The 16,941-nt window shown below is 72.9% G+C and carries 15 protein-coding genes; 6 read left to right on the top strand and 9 right to left on the bottom strand.

What is annotated here, in order from left to right:
• Nucleotides 1-78: 78 nt before the first annotated feature.
• From AB2U05_RS31935 to AB2U05_RS31905, 7 genes are all read right to left on the bottom strand, one after another.
• The gene (locus AB2U05_RS31935; RefSeq protein WP_045703111.1) at nucleotides 79-1,476 is read right to left on the bottom strand and encodes an ABC transporter substrate-binding protein; all 1,398 of its coding nucleotides are present in this window, start codon (nucleotides 1,474-1,476) and stop codon (nucleotides 79-81) included.
• A 98-nt stretch (nucleotides 1,477-1,574) separates the two neighbouring features.
• Nucleotides 1,575-2,471 carry a carbohydrate ABC transporter permease gene (locus tag AB2U05_RS31930; RefSeq protein WP_369185055.1) on the bottom strand — a complete coding sequence of 299 codons (897 nt, stop codon included), beginning with the start codon at nucleotides 2,469-2,471 and terminating at the stop codon, nucleotides 1,575-1,577.
• A complete protein-coding gene (locus AB2U05_RS31925; RefSeq protein WP_045710992.1) occupies nucleotides 2,468-3,409 on the bottom strand; it encodes a carbohydrate ABC transporter permease in 942 nt (313 codons plus the stop codon). The genes AB2U05_RS31930 and AB2U05_RS31925 overlap by 4 nt, the downstream gene beginning before the upstream one ends.
• A 264-nt stretch (nucleotides 3,410-3,673) precedes the next feature.
• Nucleotides 3,674-4,435, bottom strand: coding sequence for an SDR family NAD(P)-dependent oxidoreductase (locus AB2U05_RS31920; RefSeq protein WP_045710991.1), 762 nt, complete (start codon nucleotides 4,433-4,435; stop codon nucleotides 3,674-3,676).
• Nucleotides 4,432-5,904, bottom strand: a complete 1,473-nt coding sequence (locus tag AB2U05_RS31915; RefSeq protein ID WP_369185054.1) for an MFS transporter — start codon at nucleotides 5,902-5,904, stop codon at nucleotides 4,432-4,434. Before AB2U05_RS31915 ends, AB2U05_RS31920 begins: the two co-directional genes overlap by 4 nt.
• 84 nt (nucleotides 5,905-5,988) lie before the next feature.
• A complete protein-coding gene (locus AB2U05_RS31910; RefSeq protein ID WP_045703117.1) occupies nucleotides 5,989-6,570 on the bottom strand; it encodes a TetR/AcrR family transcriptional regulator in 582 nt (193 codons plus the stop codon).
• Between the two features lie 62 nt (nucleotides 6,571-6,632).
• Nucleotides 6,633-6,929 (bottom strand): MTH1187 family thiamine-binding protein, encoded by a 297-nt coding sequence (locus AB2U05_RS31905; RefSeq protein WP_045703119.1) that lies wholly within the window; start codon nucleotides 6,927-6,929, stop codon nucleotides 6,633-6,635.
• Between the two features lie 228 nt (nucleotides 6,930-7,157).
• Here AB2U05_RS31905 and AB2U05_RS31900 point away from each other — a divergent pair, with 228 nt between their 5' ends.
• Complete coding sequence (locus tag AB2U05_RS31900; protein WP_369185053.1) at nucleotides 7,158-7,688, top strand: GNAT family N-acetyltransferase; 531 nt, start codon at nucleotides 7,158-7,160, stop codon at nucleotides 7,686-7,688.
• 94 nt (nucleotides 7,689-7,782) lie between these two features.
• Here AB2U05_RS31900 and AB2U05_RS31895 read toward each other — a convergent pair whose 3' ends face one another.
• Nucleotides 7,783-9,264 carry a SulP family inorganic anion transporter gene (locus AB2U05_RS31895; protein WP_369186024.1) on the bottom strand — a complete coding sequence of 494 codons (1,482 nt, stop codon included), beginning with the start codon at nucleotides 9,262-9,264 and terminating at the stop codon, nucleotides 7,783-7,785.
• A 744-nt stretch (nucleotides 9,265-10,008) separates the two neighbouring features.
• Between AB2U05_RS31895 and gcl the strand changes: the two genes are divergently transcribed.
• Entirely contained in the window at nucleotides 10,009-11,790 is a 1,782-nt protein-coding gene (gene gcl / locus AB2U05_RS31890) for a glyoxylate carboligase (RefSeq protein ID WP_369185052.1), read from the top strand.
• Nucleotides 11,791-11,966: 176 nt separating this feature from the next.
• The gene (locus AB2U05_RS31885; protein WP_045703124.1) at nucleotides 11,967-12,455 is read left to right on the top strand and encodes a glutathione peroxidase; all 489 of its coding nucleotides are present in this window, start codon (nucleotides 11,967-11,969) and stop codon (nucleotides 12,453-12,455) included.
• A gap of 21 nt (nucleotides 12,456-12,476) precedes the next feature.
• On the opposite strand, the gene AB2U05_RS31880 is transcribed toward AB2U05_RS31885, so the two are convergent.
• On the bottom strand, nucleotides 12,477-13,397 hold the full coding sequence (locus AB2U05_RS31880) for a LysR family transcriptional regulator (RefSeq protein WP_369185051.1): 921 nt from the start codon (nucleotides 13,395-13,397) through the stop codon (nucleotides 12,477-12,479).
• A gap of 96 nt (nucleotides 13,398-13,493) precedes the next feature.
• Between AB2U05_RS31880 and AB2U05_RS31875 the strand changes: the two genes are divergently transcribed.
• The 3 genes from AB2U05_RS31875 to AB2U05_RS31865 are packed head-to-tail and all read left to right on the top strand — an operon-like array spanning nucleotide 13,494 to nucleotide 16,875.
• On the top strand, nucleotides 13,494-14,198 hold the full coding sequence (locus AB2U05_RS31875) for a succinate dehydrogenase cytochrome b subunit (RefSeq protein WP_045703128.1): 705 nt from the start codon (nucleotides 13,494-13,496) through the stop codon (nucleotides 14,196-14,198).
• Nucleotides 14,195-16,141, top strand: coding sequence for a fumarate reductase/succinate dehydrogenase flavoprotein subunit (locus tag AB2U05_RS31870; RefSeq protein WP_045703130.1), 1,947 nt, complete (start codon nucleotides 14,195-14,197; stop codon nucleotides 16,139-16,141). The genes AB2U05_RS31875 and AB2U05_RS31870 overlap by 4 nt, the downstream gene beginning before the upstream one ends.
• Nucleotides 16,138-16,875, top strand: coding sequence for a succinate dehydrogenase/fumarate reductase iron-sulfur subunit (locus AB2U05_RS31865; RefSeq protein WP_045703132.1), 738 nt, complete (start codon nucleotides 16,138-16,140; stop codon nucleotides 16,873-16,875). Before AB2U05_RS31870 ends, AB2U05_RS31865 begins: the two co-directional genes overlap by 4 nt.
• The last annotated feature ends 66 nt before the right edge of the window (nucleotides 16,876-16,941 follow it).

Here is a 16,941-nt window from a genome sequence, read left to right as displayed (position 1 = left end):
TCCGCCCGACCGACGACGGCCCGCCCGGCACGCTGCTGCGTGCCGGGCGGGCCGTCACTGTTCACGGGCCGGGAGCGGTCACCCCACGGAGCTGTTGTAGCTCTCGATCGCGGGCTGGATCTCCTTGGCCGCGTCGGCCAGCGCCTGCTTCGCGGGCTTGGTGCCGGCGATGGTCTGCTCGATGGCGGTCTCCACGCCCTTGCGGGCCTGCGGCATGACGCCGAGCAGGCAGCCGGCCGTGGCCGGGGTGGGCTTGGTGGCCTTGAGCTGGTCGATGGCCGTCTGGAACTGCGGGTACTTGGCCACCCACTCCTTGTCCTTGGGGTCGTCCAGGGACTTCTTGTTGACCGGGAAGTAGCCGGTGCCGGTGTGCCAGGCGGCCTGCTGCTCGGGCGAGGTGACGAACTTCTCGAACTCCCAGGCGGCGCGCTTCTCGGCGTCCGAGTGGCCGGGGCCGCTGATCCACAGCGAGGCGCCGCCGATCACCGGGCCGCCCTGGTCGGCGGCGGAGGTCTTCGGGAACGCGGCGGTGCCGACCTCGAACTTGGCGGCCTCCTTGTAGCCGCGCAGCACGCCGGTGGACTCCAGGTGCATCGCGACGGTGCCGGCCTTGAAGGCGGCCTGGGCGTCGTCGGTGTTGCGGCCGGTGTTGGCGGCGTACCCGCCCTTGACCAGGTCGGCCCACCACTGGACGATCTCGGCGCCCTTGTCGGAGTCGAAGACGACCTTGCCCGCCTTGCTGGTGCGGCCGTTGTCGTTGTCGCAGTACATGGTGCCGGACTCGGCGAGCAGCTGCTCCACGAACCAGCCGTAGATCGCGGCACCGAAGCCGTACCGGACGGTCTTGCCGTCGGCGTCCTTCTTGGTCAGCTTCTTCGCCAGCTCGCCCAGCCCGGCCAGGTCCTTGGGCGCCTGCGCCGGGTCGAGGCCGGCCTCCTTGAACGCGTCGTCGTTCAGGTAGAGCAGCGGCATCGAGGAGTTGAACGGCATCGAGACGAGCTTGCCGCCGGCCGAGTAGTAGTTGCGGATGTTGGCGTCGAGGTCGTCCAGCGAGTAGCCGTCCTTGTCGGCGAAGGCCTGCGCGGGAACGGTCTGCTGGGAGTCGATCATGAACCGGGTGCCGATGTCGTAGACCTGCACCAGGGCGGGGGTGCCCTTCTGCTGCACCGCGGCCTTGTACTTGGTGACCAGTTCGTCGTACTTGCCCTGGAACTGCGCCTTGACCTCGATCTTGCCCTGGTGGGCCGCGTTGAACTGGCTGACCAGGCCGTTCAGCACGTCGGCGTTCTTGCCGGTCATCGAGTGCCAGAACTCGACGGTGGTGACGCCCGAGGCCTGGTCCAGCGCCTGCGCGCCGGGGGCGCCGTCGGCGGCGCCGGAGCCCGAGTCGGAGCCGGAGGAGCTGCAGGCGGTGACGGCGGTCAGGGACAGGCCGGCCACCAGCAGGGCCGCGAGCGCGCGGGCACTCTTCTTCACGGGGGTTCTCTCTCTACTGGAGGGAAAGGGACGACTGGACGGGAGGGGACGACTGGCGGGAAGGGACGACAGGCGAGAAGGGACGACGGGCTGCCCGGTCACCGGACGGCGCCCGCGGTGAGGCCGCGGACGATGAAGCGCTGGCCGAAGACCACCAGGGCGAGCGTGGGCAGCAGCGACAGGACGGCGCCGGCCAGGATCAGGCCGGGGTCGGCCATCTCGGAGTCGCGCAGCGAGGTCAGACCGATCTGCAGGGTCCGCATCTCCGCCGTGCGGGTGATGATCAGCGGCCAGAAGTACTGGTTCCAGGCGGACAGGAACACGTAGATCGACAGCGCCGCGAGGGCCGGCTTGTTGAGCGGCACGACCACCCGCCACAGGAAGCGCCAGTGGCCGGCGCCGTCGATCCGCGCGGCGTCGCGCAGTTCGCCGGGCAGCTGCCGGAAGGACTGGCGCAGCATGAAGGTGCCGAAGCCGCTGGCGAGGAAGGGCAGCACCAGGCCGAAGTAGGTGTTGCCGAAGCCCCAGTCCGACAGCGTCAGGTAGTTGGGGATGATGATGGCCTCCCACGGGACCATCAGCGTGGCCAGGAACACCCCGAACACCACGGCCCGCGCCTTCATCGGCAGGAAGACGAAGGCGTACGCGGCGAGGATCGAGGTGACCAGCTGGGCGAGCGTGATGACCGTCGCCACCAGCGCCGAGTTGGCGTACTGGCGCACCAGCGGGATCGCGTCGACCGCCCCGGTGAAGTTCCGGCCGGTGAGCGAGTGCGGCACCAGCGCGGGCGGGTAGCTGGAGAGTTCGGACGGCCCCATGAAGGCGCCGGCGATCGCGTAGTACACCGGGAAGACCACGGTGAGCACGGCGACGGCGAGCAGCAGGTAGACGACGGCGCGGCCGAGCAGGTCGCGTGGGGAGCGGCCGGCGAACGGGCGCGGGCGGACGGGCCCGGGCCCGGCCTGCTCGGGGGCCTCGGTGGTAGTCAGACTCACGCGTAGTGCACCTTCCGCTCCAGGACGCCGAACTGGACGGCCGTGCAGGCGAGGACGACCAGGAGCAGCACCACGGCCTGGGCGCTGGCCCGGCCGAAGTCGCTGGAGCCGTACGCGAAGGCCTTCTCGTAGACGGAGTAGACGAGCGTCTTGGTGGAGCTGTCCGGCCCGCCCTTGGTGAGGATGTGGATCTGGCCGAAACTCTGCAGTGAGTGGACGGTGGAGACCACGGTGAGGAAGAACAGGTTCGGGCCGAGCATCGGCACGGTGATCGAGCGGGCCAGGCGCAGGCCCGAGGCGCCGTCCAGCCGGGCCGCCTCGACGATCTCGGTGGGGATCGAGCCGATGCCGGCGGAGAGCACCAGCACGTTGTAGCCGAGGTTCATCCACACCGTGGTGGCGGCGACCGAGACCAGCGCGTACCGGGAGTCCGTCAGCCAGCCGATCGGGCCGAGGCCGACCTGCGAGAGCAGGCCGTTGAGGACGCCGCTGGCGGGGTTGTAGAAGACCGCGAAGACCACCGACGCGCTCGCCACCGAGAAGGCGAACGGCAGCGCGAAGGCGGAGCGCAGCAGCCGCACGCCCCGGATCCGGTTCTCCAGGAGCAGCACCAGCACGAGCGCGCCCAGCACCCCGGGGACCACGGTGAGCAGCGTGAACAGCGCCGTGGTGAGGAGGGTGTCGGCGAAGTCGGCCGAGCTGAGCAGGTCGGTGTAGTGCTTCAGCCCCACGTACTTCGAGGGCGCGCCGAACAGGTCGTTGGCGTGCGCGCTCAGGTAGAGGGTCCGGCCCAGCGGGTAGCCGATGAAGAGGGCGAAGACCACCAGGGAGGGCAGCAGGAAGGCCCAGGCGAGCCCGTGTTCGCCCCAGCGCCGCTCTCGCTGACGTGGTGACGGGGTGCGGCCCCGGGGGGCCGCGGCGTGCGGTGCGGTCGGCATGGGTTGCGCGTCCGCCTTTCGTATGTCGGTTCCGGCCGAAACCGTGTCTTGCCCGAACGACGGCGCGGAAACCCCACGATGAGCAGCGGGTGTCAGCGGGATTACGCGTTCGCGTCAGATTCGGCCGGTCGTGCGCGGACGGGCCGCGGCCGCGACGGCTGCGCCTGCGCGGCGGGCGCGGGGGCGCTCCGGGGAACGCGGAACGGCTCAACACCCCTGTGACGCGGGGGTGTTGAGCCGTGTTCGAGGTGCGGCGGGCTGCGGTCAGGCGGTGACGCCGCCGTCCAGCACCAGGTCGGCACCGACCGTGTAGCCGGCCTCCGGCGAGGCGAGGTAGAGCACCGCGGCCGCGATCTCCGCCACCGCTCCGGCCCGGCCGACCGGGACCTCGGCCTTCATCCGCTCGGCCTTCTCGGCCTCGCTCTCCCCCGCCCGGGTGGACATGTCGGTGGCCACCGGGCCGGGGCTGACCAGGTTGATCCGCACGCCGTCGGCGATGTGGTCGCGCGCGGCGGAGCGGGTCAGCGCGGTGACGGCGGCCTTGCTGGTGACGTACGCGCCGGCGCCCTCCATCCGCCGGTGGACGCCGAGGTTGGACGAGACGTTGACGATCGCGCCGCCGCCGTTGGCCCGCATGTGGCCGATCTGGTGCTTCATCGCGAACAGGGTGCCGGTCACGTTGGTGTCGAACAGCCGCTGCCACTCGGCCTCGTCGATGTCGGCGATCGGGCCGGGGGCGGCGAACACCCCGGCGTTGTTGACGGCGACGTCCAGGGCGCCGAACTGCTCGACGGTCTCGCGGACGAGGCGGGCGGCGTCCCGGCTGTCCGTCACGTCGCCGGTCAGCGCGACGGCCTTGCCGCCGGCCCGCTCGATCAGCTCGACGGTCTCGGCGAGCGGCCCGGCGCTGCGGCCGGCCACGGCGACCCGGGCGCCCTCGGCGGCGAAGGCCAGGGCGATGGCCCGGCCGATGCCGCTGCCGCCGCCGGTGACCAGGACGGAGCTGTCGGCGAAACGCGTGGTCATGAGGTGAACTCCTTGATGCGGTCGATGCGTTCAGGTGTCGTGCTGGTGGTCGTGGTCGTAGTGGTGGTGGTCGTGGTGGTCGTGGTGGTTCGGGGCAGGGCGGCGACCGCGAGGGCGGTGAGCGCCAGCCCGGCGGCGGCCGCCGCGAAGGCCGCGGCGTAGCCGCCGACGACGGTCGGGCGGGTCGCGGCGAGCGCCATCAGGGCTGCCAGGCCCGCGGTGGGCCCGAGCTCCATGGCGGTGTTGAGGACGCCCGCGGCGAGGCCGGTCCGCTCGGGCGGCACGCCGCCGGTGGCGAGGACGGCCGCGCCGGCGAAGGCGGCCGCGGCTCCGGCGGGCAGCAGGAGCAGTCCGGGCAGCAGGTCGGCGGCGTACCCGCTGCCGGGGGTGAGCCGGGCCAGCAGGCCGAGTCCGGCCGCCGCGAGGGCGAGGCCGCCGGCGGTCACCGCGGCCGGGCCGTACCGCGCGGTCAGCGGCCCGGCGAGACGGCCGGCGAGCAGCAGGACGGCCGCGTACGGCAGGAAGGCGCCGGAGGTGGCCAGCAGGCCCCAGCCGCGCACCTGCTGGAGGTAGAGCGCGAGCAGCACGAAGGTGAGCCCGGTGCCGGCGGCGGTCGCCATGACGGCGGCGAGCGCGGTGGCGCGGCGCCGGTCGGCGAGGAAGCCGGGCGGCAGCAGCGGGTCGGGGGTGTGCCGTTCGGCGGCGGCGAAGGCGAGCAGCAGGACGAGCCCGGCGGCCAGCGGGGCGAGCGTCGCGGGGGTGCGCCAGCCGTGCTCGGTGGAGCCGACCAGGCCGTAACTGGCCGCGCAGACACCGGCGGTGGCGAGCGCGGCGCCGCGCAGGTCCAGGGCGGGGCGGCGGCCGGCGGGTGCGGCGGGCGGCAGCACGCCGGAGCGCAGCAGCCCGGTGAGCGCGACCAGGACGGGCACGGCGAACAGCCAGCGCCAGGAGGCGACGGCGGCGACCGCGCCGGAGGCCAGGCTGCCGGCCGTCGCGCCGAGCACCGAGAGGCCGCCCCAGGTGGCCATCGCCCGCCGGTAGGCGGCGGGTTCGGAACGCAGCTCGCGGACCACCGCGACGGCCGCCGGGGCGGTCAGGGCCGCGCCGACACCCTCGGCGAAGCGGCCCGCCAGCAGGACGGCGAAGCCGGGCGCGAGGGCGCAGGCGATCGAGGCGGCGGCGAGCAGGGCCAGGCCGGCGCGCAGCGTCCGGCGCCCGCCGTACCGGTCGGTGAGCCGGCCGCCGAGCAGCAGCAGCGCGCTGAAGGAGAGCCCGTAGGCGGCGTTCAGCAGCAGCACGCCGGACGGGCCGAGCCCGAACTCCCGGGCCACCAGGGGCAGCGGCACGGAGAGGATCATGATGGTGAAGATCAGCGCGGCCTGCACGCCGCCCAGCAGCGCGAAGCCCGGCCGGCCGGGCGTGGTCGCAGTCGCAGTCGTAGTCGCAGTCGCGCTCGTGGTTGTGCCCATGGAACCCCCCTCTCATTTAAACGACCGTTCGATCCAGTATCGGGACAGCAGAAAACCGCGAACGTACCCGGCCCCCCGCACGGATCAGTCGAGCAGCACCAGCGCCTGCTCGGCCGCGTCCCGCACCCGCGCGGCGCCGTCCGCGGTCTTCCCCATCACCCGCATGCCCTGCATCAGCACCATCAGCATCCGGGCCAGCGCCCGGGGTTCCCGCCCGGCGGGCAGCTCCCCCTGCGCCCCGGCCCGCACCAGCGCGGCGGTCAGCGCCGTCTCCAGGTGGCCGAGGCTGGCGTCCACCCGGCGGGCCGCCGAGGGGTCGTGCGGGGCGAGCTCGACGGCCGTGTTGGTGACGAAGCAGCCGCGCTCCCGCCCGTCCTCGGTGGAGGACGTCGCGTACCGGCGCACCATCGCCCGCACCGCCGGCAGCACCGGCCCGGGCTGGGACAGTTCGGCCAGCAGCACCGGGTCGGTCTGCTCGGCGTACCGCTCCAACGCGCGCAGGTAGAGCTCGTGCTTGCTGCCGAAGGTGGCGTAGATGCTCGCGCGGGCGATCCCGAGCTCCTCGACCAGGTCGGCCATCGAGGTGGCCTCGTAGCCGCGGCGCCAGAACAGCTCGAGTGCCGCCTGCAGCGCCGCGTCCGGGTCGAATTCCTTCGTTCGCGCCATGAGGGAACGCTAAGCCTTTCGAGACCGATCGGTCAAGATCGATCGGTCACTCAGCCCGGTGCTCAACCCTCCGCGAGGTGCCGCTCGACGGTGGCCACCTTCGCGGTCAGGCCGTCGGTCACCCCCGCCCGGTCGTCGATCTTGATGACCGTGCTCACCCGGCCGCTGTACGCCTTCACCGCCTCGATCGCCGCCCGGATCACCGGCATCACCTCGTCCCACTCGCCCTCGATGCTGGTGAACATGGCGTCCGTGCGGTTCGGCAGCCCGCTCGCCCGGACCACCCGGACGGCGGCGGCCACCGCCTCCCCCACGTCCTCGCCGATGCCCAGCGGGGTCACCGAGAATGCTGCGATCACGGCTCTGCTCCTTGTGTCGACGGCACTGGTCGCGGCCCGGGTCACCCCGGCCGCGACCAGGCTACGGCGCGGTCCGCCGTCGACGGCGGGTGCGGCTCCGGCTCGGGCCAGCCGGGTCGTGACGACCGTCGACCGGCCCGGAGCACGGTGCCCGGCCGGCGCCCGATCCCGGCGCCCGGTCCGGATATTCACTGGTCGCCGCACATGGGTGGTGGTCATACTGCCGGCATGGATCCGGTGACGTTCGAGACCGACCGCCTGGTGCTGCGGCCCTTCGCACCTGCGGACGTGGACGCGGTGTACGAAGCGTGCCAGGACGAGGACATCCAGCTCTACACCCCGGTGCCGGTGCCGTACCGGCGTGCGGACGCGGAGCAGCTCGTCGGCGAGAAGCTGCCCGCCCAGTGGGCCGAGGACCGGGACTACACCTTCGGCGCGTTCCGCAAGGACACCGGCGCCCTGGTCGGCTCGTACTGCCTGACCCTGATCAGCCGTGGAGTCTGGGAGCTCGGCTACTGGGCGGTCAAGGAGCAGCGCGGACGCGGGTACTCGGTGGAGGCCGCCCGGGCCCTGTGCGACTGGGGCTGGGCCACCCTCGACGTGCATCGCATCGAGTGGTGGGCCATGGCCGGGAACACCGGCTCGCGTGCCGTCGCCGAGAGACTCGGCTTCACCGTCGAGGGGACGCTGCGCAATCGCAGCATCGCCAACGACGGCAGGCCGCACGACTGGTGGGTGGGCGGACTGCTGAGGTCCTGACGCTCGGCCGGTGCTCGACCGGCCGCGTCCGCCCCTCCGCAGGGGAGTCCGCACCTCAGTCGCGGGCCATGCCGTCGGTGACGGGCGGGCCGGCTCAGGCGATCGTCGGCAGCGGCGGTTCGACGGCCAGCGGGGCGGTGGAGCGGGCCCGGTGCTGGGCCGCCCAGGAGGTGAGCGCCACCGTGCAGGCGTGGTCGAGGTGGCGCAGGCCGGACCAGTCGAGCTCGACCGGCCGGTCGGCGGGCAGCCGCTCCAGGGTGTCGAGCAGTCGGGGCAGCCGCAGGAAGGTGGCGTTGCCGCTGAGCCGGACGCGGTGCAGCGGCTGCCCGGTCGTCAGCACCACCTCCTCGACGGCGATCTGCAGGGTGGAGGTCTGCCAGGCGGAGGTGACCACCGCCAGGCCGATGCCGATCAGCACCCCCTCGAACAGGTCGGTGGCGATGATCGCCACGGCCGTCACCACCAGCACCGCCGCCTCGCTGCGGTGCTCCCGGCACAGCGCGACGATCCGGCGCACCGGGACGAGCTTGGCGCCGGCGTGCACGAGTACGGCGGCCAGCGCGCAGAGCGGGACGAGCCCGAGCGCGCCGGGCAGCAGCGCGGTGAACAGCAGCAGCCACAGGCCGTGCAGGAAGCGGGAGGCCCTGCTGCGGGCGCCGGCCTGGACGTTGGCGGCGCTGCGCACGATCACCGCGGTCATCGGCAGCGCGCCGAGCAGCCCGCAGACGGTGTTGCCGAGCCCCTGGGCCGTCAGTTCGCGGTCGTAGTCGGTGCGCGGGCCGTGGTGCATCCGGTCGACGGCGGCGGCGCTGAACAGCGTCTCGGCGGAGGCGATCAGGGTGAAGGCGACGACGGTGCCGAGCCCGGCGGTGCCGGCCAGGGCGCCGAGCGAGTCCCGTTCGGGCAGGTGGACGACATCGAGCAGTCCGGCGACCCGGACCCGGGCCACCGGCAGGTCGGCGGCGGCGGTGACGGCGGCGGCCAGTCCGACCGCGGCCAGCGGCGCGGGGACGGCCGTGGCGAGGCGCTGCGGCAGGTGCTTCCAGCCGATCAGCACCGCCAGGGTCCCGACGCCCAGCAGGACGGCGCTCGGGTGGGCGGCGCCGGTGAGGGTGTCGCCGAGCAGGGCGGGCAGCCGGGCGAGCTTGTCCGGGCCGGTGGCGGGGGCACGGCGGTCGGCGAGCGCGTAGAGCTGGCCGGTCAGCAGGGTCAGGCCGATGCCGGCCAGCATGCCGTGCACCACCGAGGTGGAGATGGCGCGGAACCAGCGGCCGAGGCGTAAGGCCCCCATGGCCAGTTGGAGCAGGCCGGTGCCGAGCACCAGCAGGCCGAGGGCGCCGGCGCCGAAGCGCTGGACGGCGTCGGCGACCAGCACGGTCAGTCCGGCGGCGGGGCCGCTGACCTGCAGGGTGCTGCCGGGCAGCAGGCCGACGACCAGGCCGCCGACGATGCCGGTGACCAGGCCGAGTTCGGCCGGGACGCCGGAGGCGACGGCCACGCCGACGCACAGCGGGAGGGCGACCAGGAACACCACCAGCGAGGCGGGCAGGTCGTGGCGCCACGGGACGGCACGCAGCGCGGCGAGCGGGGGCCGGCGGCGGCCCTTCGGGGTGCTCGTGCGGGGGTGGCCCGGCGGGCTCTTGCGACGGCGGGGGTACGGGTTCACCCGGTCACCGCCGGCAGGGCAGGGGGACAGCGCATGGGGTGCTTCTTTCCGCGCACCCGCGACCGCGGGCACGCCGTTGCAGGCCGAGGAGAGTGGTGTTGACCGCGGCGGGCGACAACGGTACGCCCGCGCGTCCGGCTGGACCGGAGGGCGGCGGCGGGTGTCGGGTCGGTGCGGTCAGGGGGTGCGTCCCTCGCTCGGGTGCGGCGGACCGGGCGCGCTGGTCCTGGACGGGGCCGCCCCCGGAAGCTCCCCCACTTCCCGGACGGCCTCAAACCCCCCTGCCGCGGCCTCAGTTGGACGTCACGGGCCCGGCGTGGCACCGACGGTACCCGGGCGCGCGGGGTGGGCCGACCTCCGGCACCGGGCCTTCACCCGCGCTCCACACCGGACGCGCTTTCGAGGGCGGAGCGGCGGGTTCCCCGGGTACACGCGCGCGAACGGCGAGCGCCCGTACGAACCGGAAGGTCAAGAGACCATCCCGAGCGCCCGCCCCCGAGCACCGGGCCGAGGTTCCACATTCTGTTGAAGTCCCCTTGACGGCCCGCCCGGCCCGCCGTACGTTCCTTCCACATACAGAAACCGTTCTTCCGTATGGTGGAATTCTGGAGATGAGCCCTCCGACCCACTGCGGGCCGACGCAGGAGAGACCCGATGCCCCGAATGACAGCCGCCCGCGCGGCCGTGGAGATCCTCAAGCTCGAAGGCGTCGAGGCCGCCTTCGGCGTGCCGGGCGCGGCCATCAACCCCTTCTACGCCGCGCTCAAGGCGTCCGGCGGGATCCGGCACACGCTGGCCCGGCACGTCGAGGGCGCCTCGCACATGGCCGAGGGCTACACCCGGGCCGCCGCCGGGAACATCGGCGTCTGCATCGGCACCTCGGGCCCGGCCGGCACCGACATGATCACCGGCCTGTACTCGGCCATCGCCGACTCGATCCCGATCCTGTGCATCACCGGCCAGGCGCCCGTCGCCCGGCTGCACAAGGAGGACTTCCAGGCCGTCGACATCGCCTCGATCGCCGCGCCGGTCACCAAGAAGGCGACCACCGTGCTGGAGGCCGCGCAGGTGCCCGGCGTGTTCCAGCAGGCCTTCCACCTGATGCGCTCCGGCCGCCCCGGCCCCGTCCTGATCGACCTGCCGATCGACGTGCAGCTGACCGAGATCGACTTCGACCCCGAGGCCTACCAGCCGCTGCCGGTCCACCGGCCGACCGCCAACCGGGTGCAGATCGAGAAGGCGATCGCGCTGCTCCAGGAGTCCGAGCGCCCGCTGATCGTCGCCGGCGGCGGCGTCATCAACGCCGACGCCTCCGCGCTGCTGCTGGAGTTCGCCGAGCTGACCGGCGTGCCCGTCGTGCCGACCCTGATGGGCTGGGGCGTCGTCCCCGACGACCACGAGCTCAACGCGGGCATGGTCGGCCTGCAGACCTCGCACCGCTACGGCAACGAGACCTTCCTCGCCTCCGACTTCGTCCTCGGCATCGGCAACCGCTGGGCCAACCGGCACACCGGCGGCCTGGACGTCTACACCGCCGGCCGGACCTTCGTCCACGTCGACGTCGAGCCCACCCAGATCGGGCGGATCTTCGCGCCCGCCCTCGGCATCGCCTCCGACGCCAAGGCCGCGCTGGAGCTCTTCGTCCGGGTCGCCCAGGAGCTGAAGGAGGCCGGCGCCCTCAAGGACCGCACCGCCTGGGCCGCCTCCGCCCAGGAGCGCAAGGCCCGGCTGCAGCGCCGCACCCACTTCGACGACGTGCCGCTCAAGCCGCAGCGCGTCTACGAGGAGATGAACCGCGCCTTCGGCCCGGAGACCCGGTACGTCACCACCATCGGCCTGTCCCAGATCGCCGGCGCGCAGCTGCTGCACGTCTACAAGCCGCGGCACTGGATCAACTGCGGCCAGGCCGGCCCGCTCGGCTGGACCATCCCGGCCGCGCTCGGCGTCGCCAGCGCCGACCCGCAGGGGCAGGTCGTCGCGCTCTCCGGCGACTACGACTTCCAGTTCATGATCGAGGAGCTGGCGGTCGGCGCCCAGCACCGGATCCCGTACGTCCACGTGCTGGTGAACAACTCCTACCTGGGCCTGATCCGGCAGGCGCAGCGCGCCTTCGACATCGACTTCCAGGTCAAGCTGGAGTTCGAGAACATCAACGCCCCGGAGCTGGGCGTCTACGGCGTCGACCACGTCCGGGTGGTCGAGGGCCTGGGCTGCAAGGCGATCCGCGTCACCGAGCCGGACCAGCTGCTGCCCGCCTTCGAGGAGGCCAAGAAGCTGGCCGCCGAGTTCCGCGTCCCGGTGGTGGTCGAGGCGATCCTGGAGCGGGTCACCAACATCTCGATGGCGGCCGCCGACATCGACAAGGTCAACGAGTTCGAGGAGCTGGCCACCCTCCCGGAGCACGCGCCCACCGCCGTGCGCCCGCTCGCTCGCTGAGCACCCCGGGCGCGGGGGTGCCGCACGCCGTTCGCGTACGCCCCCGCGCCCGCGGAACAGCCGCGGCGTCGGCGCGGTTGACCCGTCCGGGGCCGCTACCGTGTTGCCGGGCACGGCCCCGGGCCCCGCCCGTCCCGACCCGACCCGCTCCACGACCCGCCGGAAGGACCACCACCGTGAGCCTGTACGACATTCCGCTGCGCACCCTCGCCGGTGAGCCCGCCTCGCTCGCCGACCACAAGGGCAAGGCGCTGCTGATCGTCAACGTCGCCTCCAAGTGCGGCCTCACCCCGCAGTACGCCGGCCTGGAGCGGCTCCAGGAGCGGTACGCCGGGCGCGGGTTCACCGTACTGGGCTTCCCGTGCAACCAGTTCGCCGGGCAGGAGCCGGGCAGCGCCGAGGAGATCGCCACCTTCTGCTCCACCACCTACGGCGTGACCTTCCCGCTGTTCGAGAAGATCGACGTCAACGGCGAGCAGCGGCACCCGCTGTACGAGGTGCTGACCCGGCACGCCGACGCCGAGGGCCAGGCCGGCGACGTCACCTGGAACTTCGAGAAGTTCGTCGTCTCGCCGGACGGCGCGGTCACCGCCCGGATCCGCCCGGCCACCGACCCGGAGGCGGCCGAGGTGCTCACCGCGATCGAGGCGGTCCTCCCGGCCTGACCTCCTGGAGACAGGCCCTGGTCACAGCAACAGCCGCGTCCCGGGCGGGAGTTCACCCGCCCGGGCCGCGTCGCGCAGGTGCGCCAGCAGGGTGTCGCGCAGCGCCTCGGCGGCCCGGGTCGGCCGCAGTTCGGGCCCGTGCGCGACGGCGATGGTGCGGCCCAGGCCCGGCGCGGCGAAGGGCGTCACCGCCAGCCCCGAGCGGGCGGCGACCATGCCGGGCACCACGGCGGGCCCGAGCCCGGCCCGGACGAAGCCGAGCACCGCGTCCATCTCCCCGCCCTCGACGGCGAATTCGGGCTCGAACCCGGCCTCCCGGCAGGCCGCCAGGGTGGCCTCGCGGACGTCGTAGCCCTCCCGGAACATCACCAGCGGCCGCCCCTCCAGCTCCGCCACCCGCGCCTTGCGCCGGGCCGGGCGCCCGGCCGAGACCAGCACCAGCTCCTCGTGCAGCAGTTCGGTGACGGCCGGGTCCGGCGGCCCCTCCCCGCCCGCCGGGGTGATCACCAGCGCGAGGTCCAGCTCCCCCGCCGCCAGCAGCTCGACGAGGTCGCGCGAACCGCCCTCGCGCACCCCGAGCGCGACGCCCGGGTAGCGGTCCCGGAAGACCCGCAGCACGTCCGGCACCAGGCTGGTGCACAGGCTCGGCGGCGCGCCGAGCCGCACCCGGCCGCGGCGCAGCTGCACCGTCTCCTGGACGGCGAGCCGGGCGCTCTCGGTGTCCGCCACGATGCGCCGGGCCAGCGGCAGCAGCGCCGCCCCGGCGTCGGTCAGCGCGATGTTGCCCCGGGTGCGGTGGAACAGCTCGGCACCCAGCTCGCGCTCCAGTGCCCGGACCTGCTGGGAGAGCGAGGGCTGGGCGACCCGGACTGTCTCAGCGGCCCGGGTGAAGTGACAGGTTTCGGCCACGGCCAGGAAGTAGCGGAGTTGCTGGAGCTGCATAAGCCCAGCGTAAAGGCCTTCCATAGGCTGGGGCTATCGTCACGAGCCGGATCATGTCTTGGACAGGGCTTGGAACGCGTCCCTACGGTTGCCGCCATGACAACCGTGACGCGGACGGGCCGCCCTCCGTCCCTGCTCTTGAACCTGTGGCGGTCGACCGTCGGCAAGAAGGCCGTCATGGCCGTCAGCGGACTCCTCATGCTGCTGTACCTGGTCTTCCACATGCTGGGCAACCTGCAGATCTTCTTCGGGCCCGAGGAGATCAACCACTACGCCCACTGGCTGCGCACCCTCGGCATGCCCTTCCTGCGCTACGAGTGGCTGCTGTGGATCTTCCGGGCCGGCCTGACCGTCTGCGTCGTCGCGCACGGCGTCTCCGCGTACCAGCTCAGCCGCCGCGACATCGCGGCCCGGCCGACCAAGTACGCGCACCAGCGCCAGCGGGCCACCTACGCGACCCGCACGATGCGCTGGGGCGGGGTGATCCTGGGCCTGTTCGTCATCTGGCACATCCTCGACCTCACCACCGGCACCGTGAACCCGGTCGCCGAGCACGAGCACCCGTACCAGAACATCGTCGCCTCGTTCGACCGCTGGTACAGCTGCGTGTTCTACATCCTCGCGATGCTGGCCCTCGGTCTGCACATCCGGCACGGCTTCTGGAGCGCCGCGCAGACCCTCGGCGCCAACAACGCGCGGCTGAACTTCTTCCTGAAGCTGGCCGCCAACGGCCTGGCGCTGCTGCTCAGCGTCGGCTTCGTGTCCGTCCCCCTGGCCGTGATGTTCGGAGTCGTGAAGTGACCACCTACCCCGAGTACTCCGTGGGCGAGCCGATCGCCGACGACAAGGCCCCGGCCGGGGCGATCGAACAGCGGTGGGACGAGCGCCGGTTCCAGGCCAAGCTGGTCAACCCCGCCAACCGCCGCAAGCACACCGTGATCGTGGTCGGCACCGGCCTGGCCGGCGGCGCCGCCGGCGCCACCCTCGCCGAACAGGGCTACCACGTCGTCCAGTTCTGCTTCCAGGACTCCCCGCGCCGGGCCCACTCGATCGCCGCCCAGGGCGGCATCAACGCGGCCAAGAACTACCGCAACGACGGCGACTCGATCCGCCGGCTGTTCTACGACACCGTCAAGGGCGGCGACTTCCGCGCCCGCGAGTCCAACGTGCACCGGCTCGCCCAGGTGTCGGTGGAGATCATCGACCAGTGCGTCGCCCAGGGCGTGCCCTTCGCCCGCGAGTACGGCGGCCTGCTCGACACCCGCTCCTTCGGCGGCGTCCAGGTCTCCCGCACCTTCTACGCCCGCGGCCAGACGGGCCAGCAGCTGCTGCTCGGCGCCTACCAGGCGCTGTCCCGGCAGATCGCCGCCGGGAACGTGGAGATGCACGCCCGCACCGAGATGCTGGACCTCGTCGTGGTGGACGGCCGGGCCCGCGGCATCGTCGCCCGCGACCTCGTCACCGGCGAGATCCGCACCTACACGGCGGACGCCGTCGTGCTCGCCAGCGGCGGCTACGGCAACGTCTTCTACCTCTCCACCAACGCCAAGAACTCCAACGCCACCGCGGCCTGGCGGGCCCACCGGCGCGGCGCCTACTTCGCCAACCCGTGCTTCACCCAGATCCACCCGACCTGCATCCCGCGCTCCGGCGACCACCAGTCCAAGCTCACCCTGATGAGCGAGTCGCTGCGCAACGACGGCCGGATCTGGGTGCCCAAGGCCCAGGGCGACACCCGCCCGCCGGCGGCGATCCCCGAGGACGAGCGGGACTACTACCTGGAGCGGATCTACCCCTCCTTCGGCAACCTGGTGCCGCGCGACATCGCCTCCCGGGCCGCCAAGAACGTCTGCGACGAGGGCCGCGGCGTCGGCCCCGGCGGGCAGGGCGTGTACCTGGACTTCGCCGACGCCATCCGCCGGCTCGGCCGGGACGCCGTCGAGGCCAAGTACGGCAACCTGTTCGAGATGTACGAGCGGATCACCGCCGAGGACCCGTACAAGGTGCCGATGCGGATCTACCCGGCGATCCACTACACCATGGGCGGACTCTGGGTCGACTACGACCTGCAGACCACCGTCCCCGGCCTGTTCGCCATCGGCGAGGCCAACTTCTCCGACCACGGCGCCAACCGGCTCGGCGCCAGCGCGCTCATGCAGGGCCTCGCGGACGGCTACTTCGTGCTGCCGCCCACCCTCAACGACTACCTGGCCCGCAACCCGCTGCCCGCCGTGGCCGCCGACCACCCCTCGGTCACCGAGGCCGAGTCCGAGGTCACCGACCGCCTCGAGCGGATCCTCGCGGTGAACGGCGACCGCACCCCGGACTCCTTCCACCGCGAGCTCGGCGAACTGCTCTGGGACAAGTGCGGCATGGCCCGCGACGAGGCCGGTCTCAAGCAGGCCCTCACCCGGATCCCCGAGCTGCGCGAGGAGTTCTGGCGCCGGATCAAGGTGCCCGGCACCGGCCAGGAGCTCAACCAGTCGCTGGAGAAGGCCAACCGGCTCGTCGACTACTTCGAGCTCGCCGAACTCATGTGCCTGGACGCGCTGCACCGGGCCGAGTCCTGCGGCGGCCACTTCCGCACCGAGAGCCAGACGCCCGAGGGCGAGGCCGCCCGCCGCGACGAGGACTTCAGCTACGCCGCCGCCTGGGAGTTCACCGGCACCGGCACCGCGCCCGTCCTCCACCGCGAGGCCCTCGACTTCGAGTACGTCCACCCCACCCAGCGGAGCTACGCATGAACCTCACCCTGCGCATCTGGCGCCAGGCGGGCCCGGACGCCCCCGGCTCGATGACCACCTACCAGGTCAGCGGCATCAGCCCGGACATGTCCTTCCTGGAGATGCTCGACACCCTCAACGAGGAGCTGATCACCCGCGGCGACCAGCCCGTCGCCTTCGACCACGACTGCCGCGAGGGCATCTGCGGCGCCTGCGGCATGGTCATCAACGGCCAGGCGCACGGCCCCGAGCGCACCACCACCTGCCAGCTGCACATGCGGCACTTCAAGGACGGCGACACCATCGACGTCGAGCCGTGGCGCGCCTCGGCCTTCCCGGTGGTCAAGGACCTGGTCGTGGACCGCACCGCCTTCGACCGGATCATCGGCTCGGGCGGCTACATCACCGCGCCCACCGGCAGCGCCCCCGACGCGCACGCCACGCCCGTCCCCAAGGAGGCGGCCGACACCGCCTTCGAGCACGCCGAGTGCATCGGCTGCGGCGCCTGCGTGGCGGCCTGCCCGAACGGCTCCGCGATGCTGTTCACCTCGGCCAAGGTCGTCCACCTCAACGTGCTGCCGCAGGGCGCGCCCGAGCGCTCCTCCCGCGTGCGGAACATGGTCGCGGCGATGGACGACGAGGGCTTCGGCGGCTGCACCAACACCGGCGAGTGCGCCACCGCCTGCCCCAAGGGCATCCCGCTCACCAGCATCGCCGCGATGAACCGGCAGTTCCTGCGGGCGTCGCTCGGCTGACGCCCCCTCGGTACGGAAGGCCCCTCGCGCTGGTGCTCATCGCGGGGGGCCTTCGCCGTACGGGCG

The sequence above is a fragment of the Streptomyces sp. Y1 genome, assembly GCF_041053115.1.
Taxonomy (GTDB): domain Bacteria; phylum Actinomycetota; class Actinomycetes; order Streptomycetales; family Streptomycetaceae; genus Kitasatospora; species Kitasatospora rubellomurina.
Note: the sequence above shows the minus strand (reverse complement) of the source record. Positions and strands in the feature narration are given on the sequence as shown.

Excerpts from the sequence above, each read along its gene's own strand:
- AB2U05_RS31925 (WP_045710992.1), bottom strand. The coding sequence starts at position 3,409 with ATGCCGACCGCACCGCACGCCGCGGCCCCCCGGGGCCGCACCCCGTCA.
- AB2U05_RS31920 (WP_045710991.1), bottom strand. The coding sequence starts at position 4,435 with ATGACCACGCGTTTCGCCGACAGCTCCGTCCTGGTCACCGGCGGCGGC.
- AB2U05_RS31915 (WP_369185054.1), bottom strand. The coding sequence starts at position 5,904 with ATGGGCACAACCACGAGCGCGACTGCGACTACGACTGCGACTGCGACC.
- AB2U05_RS31910 (WP_045703117.1), bottom strand. The coding sequence starts at position 6,570 with ATGGCGCGAACGAAGGAATTCGACCCGGACGCGGCGCTGCAGGCGGCA.
- AB2U05_RS31900 (WP_369185053.1), top strand. The coding sequence starts at position 7,158 with ATGGATCCGGTGACGTTCGAGACCGACCGCCTGGTGCTGCGGCCCTTC.
- gcl (WP_369185052.1), top strand. The coding sequence starts at position 10,009 with ATGCCCCGAATGACAGCCGCCCGCGCGGCCGTGGAGATCCTCAAGCTC.
- AB2U05_RS31880 (WP_369185051.1), bottom strand. The coding sequence starts at position 13,397 with ATGCAGCTCCAGCAACTCCGCTACTTCCTGGCCGTGGCCGAAACCTGT.
- AB2U05_RS31875 (WP_045703128.1), top strand. The coding sequence starts at position 13,494 with ATGACAACCGTGACGCGGACGGGCCGCCCTCCGTCCCTGCTCTTGAAC.
- AB2U05_RS31865 (WP_045703132.1), top strand. The coding sequence starts at position 16,138 with ATGAACCTCACCCTGCGCATCTGGCGCCAGGCGGGCCCGGACGCCCCC.